The 13429-nt window shown below is 34.0% G+C and carries 24 protein-coding genes; all 24 read left to right on the top strand.

Annotation, left to right across the window (positions count from 1 at the left end; genetic code table 11):
* The first annotated feature begins 19 nt into the window (after positions 1–19).
* The 24 genes from rpsC to ribB are packed head-to-tail and all read left to right on the top strand — an operon-like array spanning position 20 to position 13419.
* Positions 20–634, top strand: a complete 615-nt coding sequence (gene rpsC, locus OPR60_RS02840; RefSeq protein ID WP_010962753.1) for a 30S ribosomal protein S3 — start codon at positions 20–22, stop codon at positions 632–634.
* A 14-nt stretch (positions 635–648) separates the two neighbouring features.
* Positions 649–1062 (top strand): 50S ribosomal protein L16, encoded by a 414-nt coding sequence (gene rplP / locus OPR60_RS02835; RefSeq protein WP_265039986.1) that lies wholly within the window; start codon positions 649–651, stop codon positions 1060–1062.
* A gap of 11 nt (positions 1063–1073) precedes the next feature.
* Complete coding sequence (gene rpmC, locus OPR60_RS02830) at positions 1074–1277, top strand: 50S ribosomal protein L29 (protein WP_064124648.1); 204 nt, start codon at positions 1074–1076, stop codon at positions 1275–1277.
* On the top strand, positions 1270–1506 hold the full coding sequence (gene rpsQ / locus OPR60_RS02825) for a 30S ribosomal protein S17 (protein WP_064124649.1): 237 nt from the start codon (positions 1270–1272) through the stop codon (positions 1504–1506). Before rpmC ends, rpsQ begins: the two co-directional genes overlap by 8 nt.
* 13 nt (positions 1507–1519) lie before the next feature.
* On the top strand, positions 1520–1879 hold the full coding sequence (rplN, locus tag OPR60_RS02820) for a 50S ribosomal protein L14 (protein WP_006279348.1): 360 nt from the start codon (positions 1520–1522) through the stop codon (positions 1877–1879).
* Positions 1879–2196, top strand: a complete 318-nt coding sequence (rplX, locus tag OPR60_RS02815; protein ID WP_406829670.1) for a 50S ribosomal protein L24 — start codon at positions 1879–1881, stop codon at positions 2194–2196. The genes rplN and rplX overlap by 1 nt, the downstream gene beginning before the upstream one ends.
* A 6-nt stretch (positions 2197–2202) precedes the next feature.
* Complete coding sequence (rplE, locus tag OPR60_RS02810; RefSeq protein ID WP_064124652.1) at positions 2203–2736, top strand: 50S ribosomal protein L5; 534 nt, start codon at positions 2203–2205, stop codon at positions 2734–2736.
* Positions 2737–2752: 16 nt separating this feature from the next.
* Positions 2753–3061, top strand: coding sequence for a 30S ribosomal protein S14 (gene rpsN, locus OPR60_RS02805; RefSeq protein ID WP_265039984.1), 309 nt, complete (start codon positions 2753–2755; stop codon positions 3059–3061).
* A gap of 21 nt (positions 3062–3082) precedes the next feature.
* A complete protein-coding gene (rpsH, locus tag OPR60_RS02800) occupies positions 3083–3478 on the top strand; it encodes a 30S ribosomal protein S8 (protein ID WP_265039982.1) in 396 nt (131 codons plus the stop codon).
* Between the two features lie 16 nt (positions 3479–3494).
* Complete coding sequence (gene rplF / locus OPR60_RS02795) at positions 3495–4040, top strand: 50S ribosomal protein L6 (protein WP_265039980.1); 546 nt, start codon at positions 3495–3497, stop codon at positions 4038–4040.
* A 5-nt stretch (positions 4041–4045) separates the two neighbouring features.
* The gene (gene rplR / locus OPR60_RS02790) at positions 4046–4417 is read left to right on the top strand and encodes a 50S ribosomal protein L18 (RefSeq protein WP_006279867.1); all 372 of its coding nucleotides are present in this window, start codon (positions 4046–4048) and stop codon (positions 4415–4417) included.
* A 12-nt stretch (positions 4418–4429) separates the two neighbouring features.
* On the top strand, positions 4430–4942 hold the full coding sequence (gene rpsE / locus OPR60_RS02785; protein WP_010962748.1) for a 30S ribosomal protein S5: 513 nt from the start codon (positions 4430–4432) through the stop codon (positions 4940–4942).
* A 3-nt stretch (positions 4943–4945) separates the two neighbouring features.
* The gene (gene rplO, locus OPR60_RS02780; RefSeq protein ID WP_265039979.1) at positions 4946–5416 is read left to right on the top strand and encodes a 50S ribosomal protein L15; all 471 of its coding nucleotides are present in this window, start codon (positions 4946–4948) and stop codon (positions 5414–5416) included.
* 3 nt (positions 5417–5419) lie between these two features.
* Entirely contained in the window at positions 5420–6748 is a 1329-nt protein-coding gene (gene secY / locus OPR60_RS02775; RefSeq protein ID WP_265039977.1) for a preprotein translocase subunit SecY, read from the top strand.
* On the top strand, positions 6745–7386 hold the full coding sequence (locus tag OPR60_RS02770; RefSeq protein WP_265039976.1) for an adenylate kinase family protein: 642 nt from the start codon (positions 6745–6747) through the stop codon (positions 7384–7386). Before secY ends, OPR60_RS02770 begins: the two co-directional genes overlap by 4 nt.
* Before the next feature lie 59 nt (positions 7387–7445).
* Entirely contained in the window at positions 7446–7814 is a 369-nt protein-coding gene (gene rpsM, locus OPR60_RS02765; RefSeq protein ID WP_010962745.1) for a 30S ribosomal protein S13, read from the top strand.
* Between the two features lie 24 nt (positions 7815–7838).
* Positions 7839–8225, top strand: a complete 387-nt coding sequence (rpsK, locus tag OPR60_RS02760; protein WP_065094543.1) for a 30S ribosomal protein S11 — start codon at positions 7839–7841, stop codon at positions 8223–8225.
* Positions 8226–8246: 21 nt separating this feature from the next.
* On the top strand, positions 8247–9314 hold the full coding sequence (locus OPR60_RS02755; protein WP_012673178.1) for a DNA-directed RNA polymerase subunit alpha: 1068 nt from the start codon (positions 8247–8249) through the stop codon (positions 9312–9314).
* A 7-nt stretch (positions 9315–9321) separates the two neighbouring features.
* Positions 9322–9750, top strand: a complete 429-nt coding sequence (gene rplQ / locus OPR60_RS02750) for a 50S ribosomal protein L17 (RefSeq protein WP_007550873.1) — start codon at positions 9322–9324, stop codon at positions 9748–9750.
* 23 nt (positions 9751–9773) lie between these two features.
* Positions 9774–10124 carry a YraN family protein gene (locus tag OPR60_RS02745; protein WP_012673177.1) on the top strand — a complete coding sequence of 117 codons (351 nt, stop codon included), beginning with the start codon at positions 9774–9776 and terminating at the stop codon, positions 10122–10124.
* Positions 10125–10165: 41 nt separating this feature from the next.
* On the top strand, positions 10166–10726 hold the full coding sequence (atpH, locus tag OPR60_RS02740; protein ID WP_010962742.1) for an ATP synthase F1 subunit delta: 561 nt from the start codon (positions 10166–10168) through the stop codon (positions 10724–10726).
* Positions 10723–12264 (top strand): F0F1 ATP synthase subunit alpha, encoded by a 1542-nt coding sequence (gene atpA, locus OPR60_RS02735; RefSeq protein ID WP_065094545.1) that lies wholly within the window; start codon positions 10723–10725, stop codon positions 12262–12264. Before atpH ends, atpA begins: the two co-directional genes overlap by 4 nt.
* Before the next feature lie 9 nt (positions 12265–12273).
* Positions 12274–12768 (top strand): transcription elongation factor GreA, encoded by a 495-nt coding sequence (gene greA / locus OPR60_RS02730; RefSeq protein ID WP_077190318.1) that lies wholly within the window; start codon positions 12274–12276, stop codon positions 12766–12768.
* A 6-nt stretch (positions 12769–12774) separates the two neighbouring features.
* Entirely contained in the window at positions 12775–13419 is a 645-nt protein-coding gene (ribB, locus tag OPR60_RS02725) for a 3,4-dihydroxy-2-butanone-4-phosphate synthase (protein ID WP_007549343.1), read from the top strand.
* Positions 13420–13429: the final 10 nt, after the last annotated feature.

The following is a 13429-nucleotide window of genomic DNA, read 5'->3' as shown; positions in this document are numbered from 1 at the left end:
ATAAGGAAAGTGCAAAAATATGGGAAACGTTAATCCTAAAGGATTTAGGTTAAAAATAATTAATACTTGGTCATCTATTTGGTATGCTGAGAAGGGTTATAAACAAGGGTTGCATCAAGATTTATCTATTCGCAGTTATATAAATGAATCTTTTAAGCATGCTGGTGTTTCTAAAGTAATTATAGAGCGTACGATCGATTTGGTATCTGTAATAATACATTCTTCTAGACCTGGAGTGATAATAGGTAAGAAAGGCTCGGATATTGAGAAGATAAAGCAAAAGATAGCTGAAAAAGTAAAAAATAATGTGGAAGTGAATGTAGTAGGGGTTAAAAGGTCTGAAATAGATGCAGTTTTAATATCAAACAGCATTGCACAGCAGTTAGAAAAAAGGGTTTCATTTAGAAGAGCGATGAAAAAAGCTATTCAAAGTTGTTTGAGGATGGGTGCTAGAGGTATTAAAGTAAGTTGTTCTGGGCGCCTTGGCGGAGCTGAGATAGCTCGTACTGAGTGGTATAAAGAAGGCCGTTTGCCTTTGCATACTTTACGTGCTAATATAGATTATGCTTTTGCTGAAGCAAAAACTATATATGGCATCATAGGAGTTAAGGTCTGGGTTTATATTGGTAACTAATTAGGTATATTGAAATGTTTGTTCCTAAAAAAAGTAAATATAAAAAAGTATTTAAAGGACGAATTAAGGGTAACACGAAAGGTGGTAGCACATTATCTTTTGGAGATTATGGTCTAAAGGCTATGGAAGTAGGTAGGATTCAATCTAAGCATATTGAAACTGCAAAGCGTGTAATATCTAGAACATTAAAACGCTCTGGTAAAGTGTGGATAAGAATTTTTCCTGATACCCCTGTTAGTAAAAAGCCGGCGGATGTGCGTATGGGTAAAGGGAAAGGTAGTGTTGAGTTTTGGGTATTTAAAGCTAAGCCCGGTAGAATGTTGTTTGAAATTAGCAGTGATGTTCCCATGCATTTAGCAAGATTGGCGCTTGAAAAGGCAACTGCTAAGCTTCCTATGAAGTGTAAATTTGTATCTAATCATAATTAAATGGAGTTGCAATGGATATAGCTGACATTGAATCGAGGTCCTCGCAAGAATTGCATGAAATTCTTGTGAATTTGAGAAAAGAGTTTGTTAATTTGGTTTTTCAAAAAAAGCTGGGCCAGTGCAACAATATTTCGCGTTTTAGCTTAATAAAAAAGAGCATAGCTCGTATTCTAACTACATTAAATAAAAGAAGAAGAGAGGAAAAGAATGCCTAAAAAGGTTTTTTGTGGTACTGTAACTAAGGCTGAGTGTGATAAGACTGTAAAGGTTTCGGTATTACAAGTGTATAAGGATGAGCTGTATAAAAAGGTTATAAAAAAATACAAGAAGTATACAGCACATGATGAGAATAATAGTTGTAAAGAAGGGGACAAGGTTTTAATACAAGAACACAAGCCTATTTCTACTACTAAAAAATGGGTTGTTGTTAATAGCTCACATTGAATAGGATATTTACATGATTCAAAAAAATACATTATTGGAAGTAGCTGATAATTCTGGTGCGCGTGCAGTGCTTTGTATTGGTTTATTGGGTGGTAGAAAATCTGCATCTATAGGTGACACAGTTATTGTATCTACTAAATCTATTACTCCAAGAGGGAAGGTTGAGAAGGGAAAAGTATATAGAGCAGTTGTGGTGAGGGTGAAAAGCCCTATTAGAAAATCTGATGGTTCTGTAATTCGTTTTTCTAGCAATGCTGTAGTTTTGATTAATGATCAAGGTGAACCACTTGGCACTCGGGTGTTTGGTCCGGTAAAAAAGTTATCATCTGGTTCTTTTATGAAGATAATGTCATTAGCTGTTGAGGTTTTATAATGAGTGCTAAAATAAAAAGTGGTAACGACGTTATAGTTTTAACTGGTAGAGATAAGGGAAAAATTGGTAAGGTAATCAAAGTTATAGCACGTGATGCTAAAAAGAAAGTAATTGTTTCTGGAGTGAATGTGCATAAGAGACATACTAAACCAAAAGCTGGTAGTAGTGGTGGTATATTAAATAAAGAGTTAGCTATTGATATATCCAACGTTGCAACATTGGACCCTAAATATAAAACTCCAACTAAAGTGGGGTTTAAGGTTATAGACGGTAGAAAAGTGCGTTTTGCAAAAGTTTCTGGAGAAGTGATAGATTAGGTTGATATGTTTAAAGAATTATATAAAGATAGCGTAGTAAAGTCCTTAAAGGATAAGTTTAATTACGGCAATATAATGCAAGTGCCTAAACTTGTCAAGGTGTGTATCAATATGGGCGTTGGAGATGCTGCTACAGATAGTAAAGCAATAAATGAACCACTTGATAGCCTATATTTGATTGCTGGGCAGAAGCCTTTATCAACTTTTGCAAAAAAATCTATTTCTGGCTTCAAGATCAGAAAAGGTGCTACAGTAGGTTGCAAAGTAACTTTGCGTAGAGATAAAATGTATGAGTTTTTAGAAAGATTGATATATATTGCTTTGCCAAGGGAAAAAGATTTTAGAGGATTTAGTGTGAAGCAATTTGACGGTAATGGTAATTTTTCCTTTGGTATAAAGGAACATATCTCGTTTTTAGAAATAGACTATGATAAAATAAGTAAAATTAGAGGTATGGATATTAATATTATAACAAGTGCAGTTAGTGATAAGGAAGCAAAGGAATTATTACTGGCTCTTAAATTTCCTTTTTTTGATTAATTAAGAGGAGAAATATATGGCAAAAAAATCTATGATAGAAAAAAATCTTCGCAGAATAAAGTTGTGCGATCAATATAAAGAAAAAAGAGAAAAATTGAAATCTATAATAAATAATAAGAATTTGTCTATTGTAGAAAGGTTTACAGCTCAAAATAAATTAATTAAAAAATTGCCTAGAAATTCTTCTAAAACCAAAATTAGAAATAGGTGTGCTTTAACTGGGAGACCAAGAGGAGTATATAGAAAATTTGGTTTATGTAGAATTGTTTTGCGTGATTTATGTTCTTTTGGGCAAATTCCAGGAGTTACAAAGTCTAGTTGGTAAATATAATATAAGGAGTATATTGTGGCGTTATCTGATAGTATTGGTGATTTTTTAACAAGGATACGTAATGCTCAATTGGCAATGCATAGGGCAACAAGGGTACTATTTTCTAAGATGAATTCTTCTATATTGGAGATTTTAAAAGAGGAAGGGTATATCCTTGATTATGAAAAGCAAGTTGTAGATAATTTACCTTCTTTCATTGTAAAATTGAAGTATTATGAGAAGTCACCTGTAATTAGTGACATAGTTAGGGTGTCAAAGCCTGGTTGTCGTCGTTATTCTAAGTATAAGGACATTTCTAAAGCATATAATGGTTTTGGTATTTTTATTATATCGACACCCAAAGGAGTGATGACTGATTATAATGCACATAAGTTAAAGGTTGGTGGAGAAGTTTTGTGTCGTGTGTTTTAAATAATAGGAGAAATTCATGTCTCGTATAGGTGCTGCTCCTATCAATATTCCTGCTGGTGTTTCAGTTGAATATAATAATGGTAGTATGTTAATAAAGAGTGCTAAGGCTGAAAAGGAAGTTAGCTTGATCAGGGATGTTGTGTGTCAGATTATTGATAATCAGCTATTGCTTTCTGTTGATCAAGATAAAGATAATTATGATAAAATAAAGCCTATGTGGGGCACTTATAGGAGTAATATTAATAATATCATTAACGGCATGGTTGATGGTTTTTCTGTTAATCTTGAGATTAACGGTGTGGGATATAAGGCAGAGTGTGATGGTAAGTATTTGACTTTGTATCTTGGTTATAGCCATAATGTTAAATATAAAGTGCCTAAAGATGTTGAGATTAAGTGCATAAAGCCAACTTACTTAGTAGTTAGTGGTATGGATAAGCAGAAGGTCTATATGGTGGCGTCTGATATATGCAAAATTAGAAAATATGATCCTTATAAAGGTAAGGGTGTTGTAATAAAAGGCAAATTTATGCTGCGTAAGGTTGTAAGTAAAAAGAAGTAATAAAAATGAAAAGATCGTATAATTTTTTAAGTAATTCTGAAAAAAGGAAGTTACGTAATAGAGCGAAGCTTGACAAGAGCGCTGAACGTTTACGTATATCCATATTTAAATCTAATAGGCATTTTTATGTCCAGTTAATTAATGATGTAAAAGGAATAACTCTCACTTCAGCTTCTACTTTGGATGCTAAAATTAAGGATGTATGTAAAGGGAAAGTCAACGCTGAAACTATAAAACAGGTTTCTTCTTTAATGGTTGAGCGTCTGTCTGGCATGAAATTAGAGCAGCAGCTTACGTTTGATCGTGGAGCGTATAAATACACAGGATTAGTTTCTCAATTTGCTGAGGCTTTAAGAAGTTCTGGATTTGAATTTTAGAAGGTTTTGAATATGGCTATAAAGAATTTACAAAATAATAATGATTTATCAGAGCTTTTAGTTTCGGTACGAAGAGTGACAACGGTTACCAAAGGTGGTAGAAGATTTTCATTTTCAATTTTGGTTGTTGTTGGCGATGAGAAGGGTAGGGTAGGGTGTGGAATAGGTAAGCACGCAGAAGTTGCTGAAGCAAGAGTCAAAGCTGTAAATGCTGCAAAGAAATCAATGATTAGAGTGTACTTGCGTGAAGGTAGAACTTTGCATCATGATATTAAAGCTAAATTTTGTTCTGGTGAGATAGTTTTAAGAACCGCAAGAGCCGGAACAGGTATTATTGCTGGTGGAGCGATTAGATCAGTTTTTGAGGTGTTAGGTATAAAGGATGTGGTAGCTAAATCCACTAGATCAAATAATCCTCATAACGTTATATGTGCGGTGTTTAAGGCTTTTGATAGTATGTTATCTCCTCGTCAGGTAGCAAGCAAAAGAGGCAAAAAGATTAGCGAGATAGTTGGAAACAGGTAAAGTATGAATAATGCTGTAAAATTAAACTCTATATTTACTAAATTATCTAAGAAAAAGAAGCCTAAGTTGCTGGGTAGAGGTATCGGTTGTGGTAAAGGTAAAACATCCGGTAGAGGGCATAAAGGGCAGAAGGCTAGAAGTGGAGTTTCTATAAATGGTTTTGAGGGTGGACAACAGTCTATATATACTCGTTTGCCTAAAAGAGGTTTTAAGCCTATACGTAGGAGCATATACTCTATAATTAATGTTGGCGATATACAGCGCTTAATGGAAGCTAAAAAAATAGTGAAAGACTCTGTTATAGATAAGGAGAGGCTGTATAAATTAGGTTTTATAAAGTCTATTAAGGATAAAATTAAACTTCTTAATAAAGGTAAGTTGAGCGAAAAATTTGTGTTTCATGTTAATTTTGCGTCAGAAGCTGCAAAAAAATCTGTAGCTTCAGTTGGTGGTAGTGTGGAAATACTATCGTAAGTCATGGGCAATAAATCAGCATTTAATAGCTTGGATCCTACGTTGTTATATAAAGGCGATTTATTAAAGCGTATATTTTTTACGCTAATAGCTTTAATTTGCTATCGCTTGGGTACTTATGTGCCTATTCCTGGAATTAATCTTGATGTAATTAATGATATATTTCCCAAAGATGGCTCAGGCGTTTTTGGAGTATTTAATTTATTTTCTGGTGGTGCATTGGCTAGAATGACAATTCTAGCATTGAACGTTATGCCATATATAATGGCTTCTATCATTATTCAGTTACTTTCTTCTGCGATTAAAGGAATGAAGGAAGTTAAGAATGATGGAGAGTCAGGCCGTAGAAAGATGAATTCTTATATACGCTATCTGACCATAGTAATTTGTGTATTTCAATCAATTCCAATTTTGGTTGGATTGGAAGGGATGAATAGGGAAGGGGTATTGGTTGTAATCGAACCTGGTGTTATGTTTCGTACAATAGGTGTTTTCAGCCTTTTAGGTGGAACTATGCTTTTAATATGGCTTGGTGAACGAATCAGCGCTAGCGGTATAGGCAATGGTATCTCATTAATCATTTTCACGGGTATAATATCAGAGTTACACAGTGCTTTGTCATCTTTGTTAACGTTAAATAAAAACAGTAGCGTATCGTTATTTATTATCCTTTTTGTTTTGGTATTGTTTTTTTTGCTGCTACTCTTAGTCATTTTTGTAGAGTCTTCTTATAGAAAGGTTATTGTTCAACATCCTAAAAAGCAATTTAAAAGATTACATAATGACGATTTTACTTATATTCCATTGAAGATTAATTTATCTGGTGTAGTACCAACCATTTTTGCTAATGCAATTTTATTGACACCTATTTCAATTGCAAATTTCTATAAGGGGCACGCTTTTTCTGATTTTATTTTGAATTACTTTATGGCAAATAAAGTAGTATATATTGTAGCCTATTTGGTGCTGATAGTATTTTTTAATTTTTTCTATACCAATTTTATATTTAATCCAGAGGAAAACGCAGATTTTCTTAAAAAAAATAGTGGTTTTATACCTGGTAGAAGGCCTGGGAAACATACTTCTGATTACCTTCAAGATATAGTTTTTAAGTTGACATTCATTGGCTCTGCGTATTTGGTAGTCATATGTACTGTACCTGAAGTTATGAGATATTATTATGATATACCATTTATTTTTGGTGGGACGAGCTTACTGATTATAGTGAACGTTATTACTGATACTATTATGCAAATACAATCTTATATTTTTTCAAATAGGTACGACAACTGGATAAAGAAATATGAGTCTAAAACGAGGAAAGTAAGATGATCATTACGATTTTTGGTCCTCCAGGTTCTGGTAAAGGTACTCAGTCAAGCTTGTTAATAGCAAAATATAATTTAAAATTAATTTCAGTAGGGGATTTATTAAGGAATATTATATCTAGCAGTAGTCAGTTAGGTAAAAAAATAAAGGGTACCGTGGAATCTGGTAATTTAATTCAAGATGAAATTATATGTGGATTATTACGTGACCAGCTTGCATTAGTGGATGATAATTGCTTATTAGATGGTTTTCCGAGAAATTTAAACCAGGCTCATTTTTTGACTCAAGTTTTGCAAGAAAAATATAATAGGGATGTTGACATTGTAGTTGAGCTGCAGCTTGACGATAATATTGCAATCGATAGGTTAAAAAATCGTCTCGCGTGTTTGGACTGTAAAAGCATATATAGTGTATCTTCTTTTAAGAGTACTACTTGTGCTAAATGTAAAAGTACGAGGTTAGAGAAAAGAATTGATGATGCTGATATGTCTGCAATTAATAAGAGAATAAGTGAATATCACCTTCAAATGAAAGGTTTACGCGAGTATTATAAAGGCAAATTATTAACAATTGACGCTAATTTGAGTGTTGATGAGGTAACGCAAGAGATTGAAAGTAAAATTTCTTGTAATTTGGTTTGACTTTGAGTTGTTTTATGGTATAAATTAAGAGTTGTTATTAATAAAGTATCGAGGTACCAGTGGCACGTATTGCAGGCATAAATATTCCAGTGAGGAAATGTGTTCCTTTTGCATTAACTTATATATATGGTATAGGTATTGCTACTGCGAATGTAATTTGTCACGCTTGCGAAGTTGATAAGCGCAAACGTGTTTCAGAATTACGAGATGAAGATATAGAAAAGATCAGCGGTTTCATTAGACAAAATTATGTTATAGAAGGTGAGCTCAGAAAAGAAGTGGCTATGAACATAAAATCTTTAGTGGAAATGGGATGCTATAGAGGGGTGAGACATAGAAAAGGTTTACCTGTGAGAGGGCAAAGGACTCATACTAATGCTAAGACTCGTAAAGGTAGATCTCGGTTGCCTATTGCTGGGAAAAAATAAAATTTATTATTATTGTGAGTTTTAATGAAAAAAGTCAAAACGGTTGGTAAGAGTAAGAAGGAGTTTATTACTGGTGTTGTCCATATTCGTGCAACTTTTAATAATACTTTTGTAAATGTAACTGATGTTCATGGTAATACGCTATGTCAAACTTCTGTGGGTGCATGTGGTTTTTCAGGTTCGAGAAAATCCACACCTTATGCTGCAGGTAAGGCTGCGGAGTCTGCTGCGAAGAACGCAATGGAGAGATTTGGTATGAAGGTTGTCTCTGTAATAATTCGCGGTCCTGGCTTTGGTACCGAAGCTGCGGTTAAAGCACTTCAGAGCTGTGGGTTGACTGTGACTTCAATTGCAGATAAAACCGCAATTCCTCATAATGGGTGCAGGTTAAGAAAAAAAAGAAGAGTATAGGATATTTGAAAAGGTTGTTTTATGTATTATAATAATGATGTTTCTCTCTGTAGCAATTTAGATAAATTGATTAAACCTAGTTCAGTTAAGGTAATATCAGATGATTCAAGTGAAAAAAGTGATATAGTGCTAGAACCGTTGGAAAGTGGTTTTGCTTTAACATTAGGTAATGCATTAAGACGTGTAATGTTATCTTCTCTTAAAGGTAGTGCTGTTTATGGAATAAAAATTGAAGGTGTAACTCATGAGTTCACTTCAATTCAAGGGGTGAGAGAAGACGTAACTGATATAGTATTAAATATGGGTATGTTGAGGTGTAAATTAAATGGTGCTTCTAATAAATGCTTAAATTTAAACGCTAAAGGGCCTTGCCAGGTATTAGCTGGGATGATAGAAACTGATGATCAATGCTCTATTGTTAATAAAGATTTGTTAATATGTACGCTGGGGCAAAATGTGGAGCTTAACATGACCATATATGTGGCTAGCGGAAAAGGTTATCTTCCTGTAACTAAATATAAAGAAAATGAACTTTTGAAGCTTATGAGTGAACAGGATTTAATTGGTTTTATTCCAGTTAATGCTTTGTATAGCCCTGTCAACAGGGTTTCGTACAGGGTAGAGAACAGTCGTGTTGGCCAAGTGACTGATAAGGATAAGCTGATATTGTCAATTGAAACTGATGGTACAATTTCTCCGAGTCAAGCTGTTGACTCTGCTGCAAGAATATTACAGGAGCAACTTCAGCCCTTTATTAGTTCTGATGTAAGTTATAAAAAATCGCAGGTTTCTTCGTCTAGTGGTGCTAAAGATTTGGGTTATGACCCTGTCTTATTGCGTAAGGTAGATGAAATGGAATTATCTGTCAGGTCTCATAACTGTCTGAAAAACGAAAACATCACTTATATAGGTGATCTTGTGCAAAAGACAGAAGGTGAAATGTTAAGAACTGCTAATTTTGGCAGAAAGTCTTTGAATGAGATTAAGGCAGTTTTGACTAATTTTGGCTTGTCTTTGGGTATGAATGTGCTAAACTGGCCACCTAAGGATATAGATGAGTTGGCTAAACAACATACTGATGAAGATTAGGTGATATATGAAACATGGAATAAAAAAACGTAAACTATCTCGTTGTACTGAACATAGATTATCGACGTTAAAGAATCTATCTATCTCATTAATTAACCATGAGCAGATTGTAACTACTTTACCAAAAGCTAAGGAACTTCGTCCATATGTCGAAAAGTTTATTACAATTGCTAAGAATAAGAATACTTTACATGGTAGAAGACTTTTGCTTTCACGCCTTCATAATAGTAAGTTAGCAGTTGATAAGTTATTAAACGTCTTAGCCAGCCGTTATCAAGATCGTAAAGGTGGGTATTCTAGAATAATAAAATTTAGCACTCGAAAGGGTGATTGCGCTTCAATGGCAGTGATAGAACTGGTTGATAGGGATATTGCAGCAAGAGGTAAGGTTTATAGTAAAAATAAAGAAGGAGGCAAAGTAGTTACACAAAGTTAATTGTTATCATAATTGTTCTTCTTGTGGTAAGTAGGTTACGCTACTTTGTAGGTTACTTTGGCGAGTTATTAGTTTTAGTATATTTAAAACTGAAATGGTATAATGTTATAAAACGCCGTTACCGTTGCAAGTTCGGTGAAATTGACTTAATTGTATCTAAAAAAAAGGAGCTGATTTTTATAGAAGTTAAAACAAGTTTACTTGGAAAAGAAATACCGATATCTCATCTTCAATGTCAGTCTATTATAAATTCTTCTAAGTATTTCTTAAGTAAAAACCTTAGTTTTTTAGATTATTCAGTCAGATATGATTTATATTTTCTTTCCTTAAAGAGAAGACCTGTTTATATAAAAAATGCTTGGATTGAAGAATGAAAGATTTGTAGCTGAATTAATTTAGATTTACTGGATTTAATATGAAAAAGACCCAATACAATAATTTAGTTTCATCTTACGCTAGAGTGCTATTTCATGTCTCAGGAAGCAGGTTAGGTATTATAAGGAAAGAAGTAGAATTTTTGTTGGCTTTTTTTAAGGATCAACGTGATGTTTTTGTGTACCTATCTCATCCTATGATTTCTTTTGCACACAAAAAAGAAGTGATGCTTTCTATAAATGAGCACTTGAGTGAGAATTTAGTAAAATTTATTATGGTTATATTTGCAAATAAACGCTCTAGTTTATTGATCCTTATATTAGAAAAATTCTTAAGTCTTGCAAGAGAAAATGAAAATGAATTCGAAATTACTATAAAGTCAGCAGAAACTTTAAAGGAATCTGATATAAAAATAATTACTGAATCTTTGAGCTTTCTTGGTAAAATAATAAAAGTAAGCAATGTGGTTGACCCTTCTATACTAGGTGGCTTCGTAGTTAGGTATGGTTTTAATTTGATCGATGCTTCGCTAAAAAGTTACTTGGATAGGTTAGTTGACTTAAGTAAAATGGAAATATTAAAAGTAAGGAATTTTGTATGAAGAACAGTATGAATGTTTCTGAGATAGCAAGTGTAATAAGGGAAAAAGTTGAGACGTTTGATAATCCTATAAAGCGGGAAAATATAGGTGAAGTAATTTCAGTAACAGATGGTATCGCATTGGTTTATGGGCTGGAAAAAGCAAAATTCGGTGAAAAGGTATTTTTTGCAAGTGGTGTAGAAGGAATAGTTCTCGATTTAGATCATGATACAGCTGGAATAGTTGTGCTTGGTAATGACCGTGATGTGAAAGAAGGGGACGTTGTAAAATGTAGTGGTGATGTTGTGCAGGTGCCTGTAGGGCATGAATTGTTAGGGAGAGTTGTAAATGCGTTGGGCCATCCTATGGACGACGGTGGGGAAATTAGAGCCAAAAACAGAATGGATATAGAATCTAAAGCGCCAGGCATTATTGATCGTAAGTCTGTGCATGAGCCACTGCAAACAGGAATTAAAATTATAGATTTGCTAATTCCAATAGGTAGAGGGCAGCGTGAATTAATTATTGGTGATAGACAAATTGGTAAAACTACTATTGCGCTTGATACTATTATCAATCAGAAGAAGATTAACGATGAAGTAAACGAAAATCAAAAAGTTTACTGTGTTTATGTTGCTATTGGGCAAAAAATTTCAACAGTAGCAAAAGTGGTAAATAAGCTGAAAGAAAGCGGAGCATTAGAGTATACAACTGTAGTTGTGGCTAGTGCATCTGACTGCGCGCCTATGCAATTTTTAGCACCTTATGCTGGTTGCACTATTGGGGAATTTTTCCGTGACAAAGGAATGCATTGTTTGATTATATATGATGATTTATCTAAGCATGCTGTGGCATATAGGCAGATGTCTTTATTGCTCAGACGTCCTCCTGGTCGTGAAGCTTACCCTGGAGATATATTCTATGTACATTCTCGCTTGCTTGAAAGAGCTGCTAAAATGTCTGATAAAAAAGGGCAGGGTTCTTTAACTGCTTTGCCAATTGTCGAAACTCAAGCTGGTGATGTATCTGCATATGTGCCAACAAATGTTATTTCAATTACCGATGGGCAGATCTTTCTTGAGTCTGAATTATTTTATAAAGGATTTCGACCTGCAGTAAATATAGGTTTGTCAGTTTCACGGGTTGGTTCTGCTGCACAACTAAAGTCTGTGAAGAAAGTTGCTGGTTCTATAAAGCTAAGCTTAGCTCAGTATAGAGAATTAGAAGATTTCGCAAAATTTGGTTCTGATCTTGATGCTAGTGTTCAATTATCCTTGAATAAGGGTAAATATCTTGTCGAGTTATTAAAGCAAAAACAACATTTATCTATGTCAATAGAAGAGCAAGTAGTGCTGATGTATATTTTTTCTAACCTATATAATCAGTTAAGTAAAATACAAATAAGTTACATTAATAAATTTGAACATGATCTTATTAATTATTTTCATACTGTGCATCCTGGGGTTTTAAAAAAGTTGTCAAATGACATGAGTGATGATATAAAAGGTGATATTTTTAACATTGTGAGTAATTTCGTTACTCAATTTAATTGCGTTTAGGTGGTGATTATGGCTTCATCCATTATTAATAAATTTCCTATAACGAGTGAAGGTTTTGAGAATATGCAAGCCGAACTTGAAAAATTAAAGGAAGAAAAACCTTCTGTGATACAGGCTATTTCTGATGCTCGTGATCAAGGTGATTTGTCTGAAAACGCAGAGTATCATGCAGCACGGGAAAGGTTAGGTTTTATTGAAGGCCGTATAATGGAGATAGAAAGTAAGCTCTCACATGCGGAAGTAATAGAAGTAAAAAATTTGTCTGGTGATTCAGTAATGTTTGGTGCAACTGTGACATTAAGCATGTTAAGTGATAATAACGGTGAAGTGGAATATGTTTATAAGGTTGTAGGCGAATATGAAGCTGATGTTTCAAAGCAGTTAATATCTACTAGTTCACCACTTGGGAGTGCCTTAATCGGCAAAAAAGTCGGTGAATATGTGGAAGTGACAGTGCCAAATGGAGAGAAATTGTATAAAATAGTTAAGATTGAATTTAAGTAAATTATTATGGTACAGGCTACTTATGCTTCAATGAGTCTACCAGGTATTTCTTCTGTGGAAGATGTATTAGAGGATGCTCGTTCCGGTAAATTATTCATTTTAGTTGATGATGAAAATAGAGAAAATGAAGGCGATTTGATTGTCTTAGCTGAGAAAATAAAGCCGGAACATATGGCTTTTATGGTTAGGTACGGTACAGGGGTTGTTTGCTTAGCAATGACTAAATTTCACATGAAAAGGTTGGGCCTTAATTTCATGGAAAAGAAAAATATTGGTGAAAATCATACCGCATTTACTACATCAATTGATGCACGTTATGGCATTACAACCGGTGTTTCAGCAGAGGATAGAACGAAAACTATACATGCTGCTATCAACAAGGATGGTACTCAGGATGACATCATAACTCCAGGTCATGTTTTTCCTGTAATTGCACATAAAGGTGGGGTGGCACAACGTGCTGGTCATACTGAAGCGAGTGTTGAAATGGCGAAGTTAGTAGGGTTTGATCATTCAGCAGTTATTTGTGAATTAGTGAATGATGATGGCTCTATGATGCGCTTACCTCAGTTACTTAAATTTGCTGAACAACATAAAATTAAGTTAACTACCATCGACAAACTTATCAGTTACGTTAAAAATTTAAACTAGCGTTTATAAA

Origin of the sequence: Wolbachia endosymbiont (group A) of Trypoxylon clavicerum (assembly GCF_947251665.1) — a bacterium.
In the GTDB taxonomy this organism is placed as follows: domain Bacteria; phylum Pseudomonadota; class Alphaproteobacteria; order Rickettsiales; family Anaplasmataceae; genus Wolbachia; species Wolbachia pipientis.
The sequence above is the reverse complement of the archived record's forward strand: the minus strand, read 5'-3'. Positions and strand labels throughout refer to the sequence as shown.

Excerpts from the sequence above, each read along its gene's own strand:
- rpmC (WP_064124648.1), top strand. The coding sequence starts at position 1,074 with ATGGATATAGCTGACATTGAATCGAGGTCCTCGCAAGAATTGCATGAA.
- rpsN (WP_265039984.1), top strand. The coding sequence starts at position 2,753 with ATGGCAAAAAAATCTATGATAGAAAAAAATCTTCGCAGAATAAAGTTG.
- rplO (WP_265039979.1), top strand. The coding sequence starts at position 4,946 with ATGAATAATGCTGTAAAATTAAACTCTATATTTACTAAATTATCTAAG.
- rplN (WP_006279348.1), top strand. The coding sequence starts at position 1,520 with ATGATTCAAAAAAATACATTATTGGAAGTAGCTGATAATTCTGGTGCG.
- OPR60_RS02755 (WP_012673178.1), top strand. The coding sequence starts at position 8,247 with ATGTATTATAATAATGATGTTTCTCTCTGTAGCAATTTAGATAAATTG.
- atpH (WP_010962742.1), top strand. The coding sequence starts at position 10,166 with ATGAAAAAGACCCAATACAATAATTTAGTTTCATCTTACGCTAGAGTG.
- rplF (WP_265039980.1), top strand. The coding sequence starts at position 3,495 with ATGTCTCGTATAGGTGCTGCTCCTATCAATATTCCTGCTGGTGTTTCA.
- atpA (WP_065094545.1), top strand. The coding sequence starts at position 10,723 with ATGAAGAACAGTATGAATGTTTCTGAGATAGCAAGTGTAATAAGGGAA.
- rplE (WP_064124652.1), top strand. The coding sequence starts at position 2,203 with ATGTTTAAAGAATTATATAAAGATAGCGTAGTAAAGTCCTTAAAGGAT.
- greA (WP_077190318.1), top strand. The coding sequence starts at position 12,274 with ATGGCTTCATCCATTATTAATAAATTTCCTATAACGAGTGAAGGTTTT.
- rplX (WP_406829670.1), top strand. The coding sequence starts at position 1,879 with ATGAGTGCTAAAATAAAAAGTGGTAACGACGTTATAGTTTTAACTGGT.
- rpsC (WP_010962753.1), top strand. The coding sequence starts at position 20 with ATGGGAAACGTTAATCCTAAAGGATTTAGGTTAAAAATAATTAATACT.
- rpsK (WP_065094543.1), top strand. The coding sequence starts at position 7,839 with ATGAAAAAAGTCAAAACGGTTGGTAAGAGTAAGAAGGAGTTTATTACT.
- rpsQ (WP_064124649.1), top strand. The coding sequence starts at position 1,270 with ATGCCTAAAAAGGTTTTTTGTGGTACTGTAACTAAGGCTGAGTGTGAT.
- rplQ (WP_007550873.1), top strand. The coding sequence starts at position 9,322 with ATGAAACATGGAATAAAAAAACGTAAACTATCTCGTTGTACTGAACAT.
- rpsE (WP_010962748.1), top strand. The coding sequence starts at position 4,430 with ATGGCTATAAAGAATTTACAAAATAATAATGATTTATCAGAGCTTTTA.
- secY (WP_265039977.1), top strand. The coding sequence starts at position 5,420 with ATGGGCAATAAATCAGCATTTAATAGCTTGGATCCTACGTTGTTATAT.
- ribB (WP_007549343.1), top strand. The coding sequence starts at position 12,775 with ATGGTACAGGCTACTTATGCTTCAATGAGTCTACCAGGTATTTCTTCT.
- rplP (WP_265039986.1), top strand. The coding sequence starts at position 649 with ATGTTTGTTCCTAAAAAAAGTAAATATAAAAAAGTATTTAAAGGACGA.
- OPR60_RS02770 (WP_265039976.1), top strand. The coding sequence starts at position 6,745 with ATGATCATTACGATTTTTGGTCCTCCAGGTTCTGGTAAAGGTACTCAG.
- rplR (WP_006279867.1), top strand. The coding sequence starts at position 4,046 with ATGAAAAGATCGTATAATTTTTTAAGTAATTCTGAAAAAAGGAAGTTA.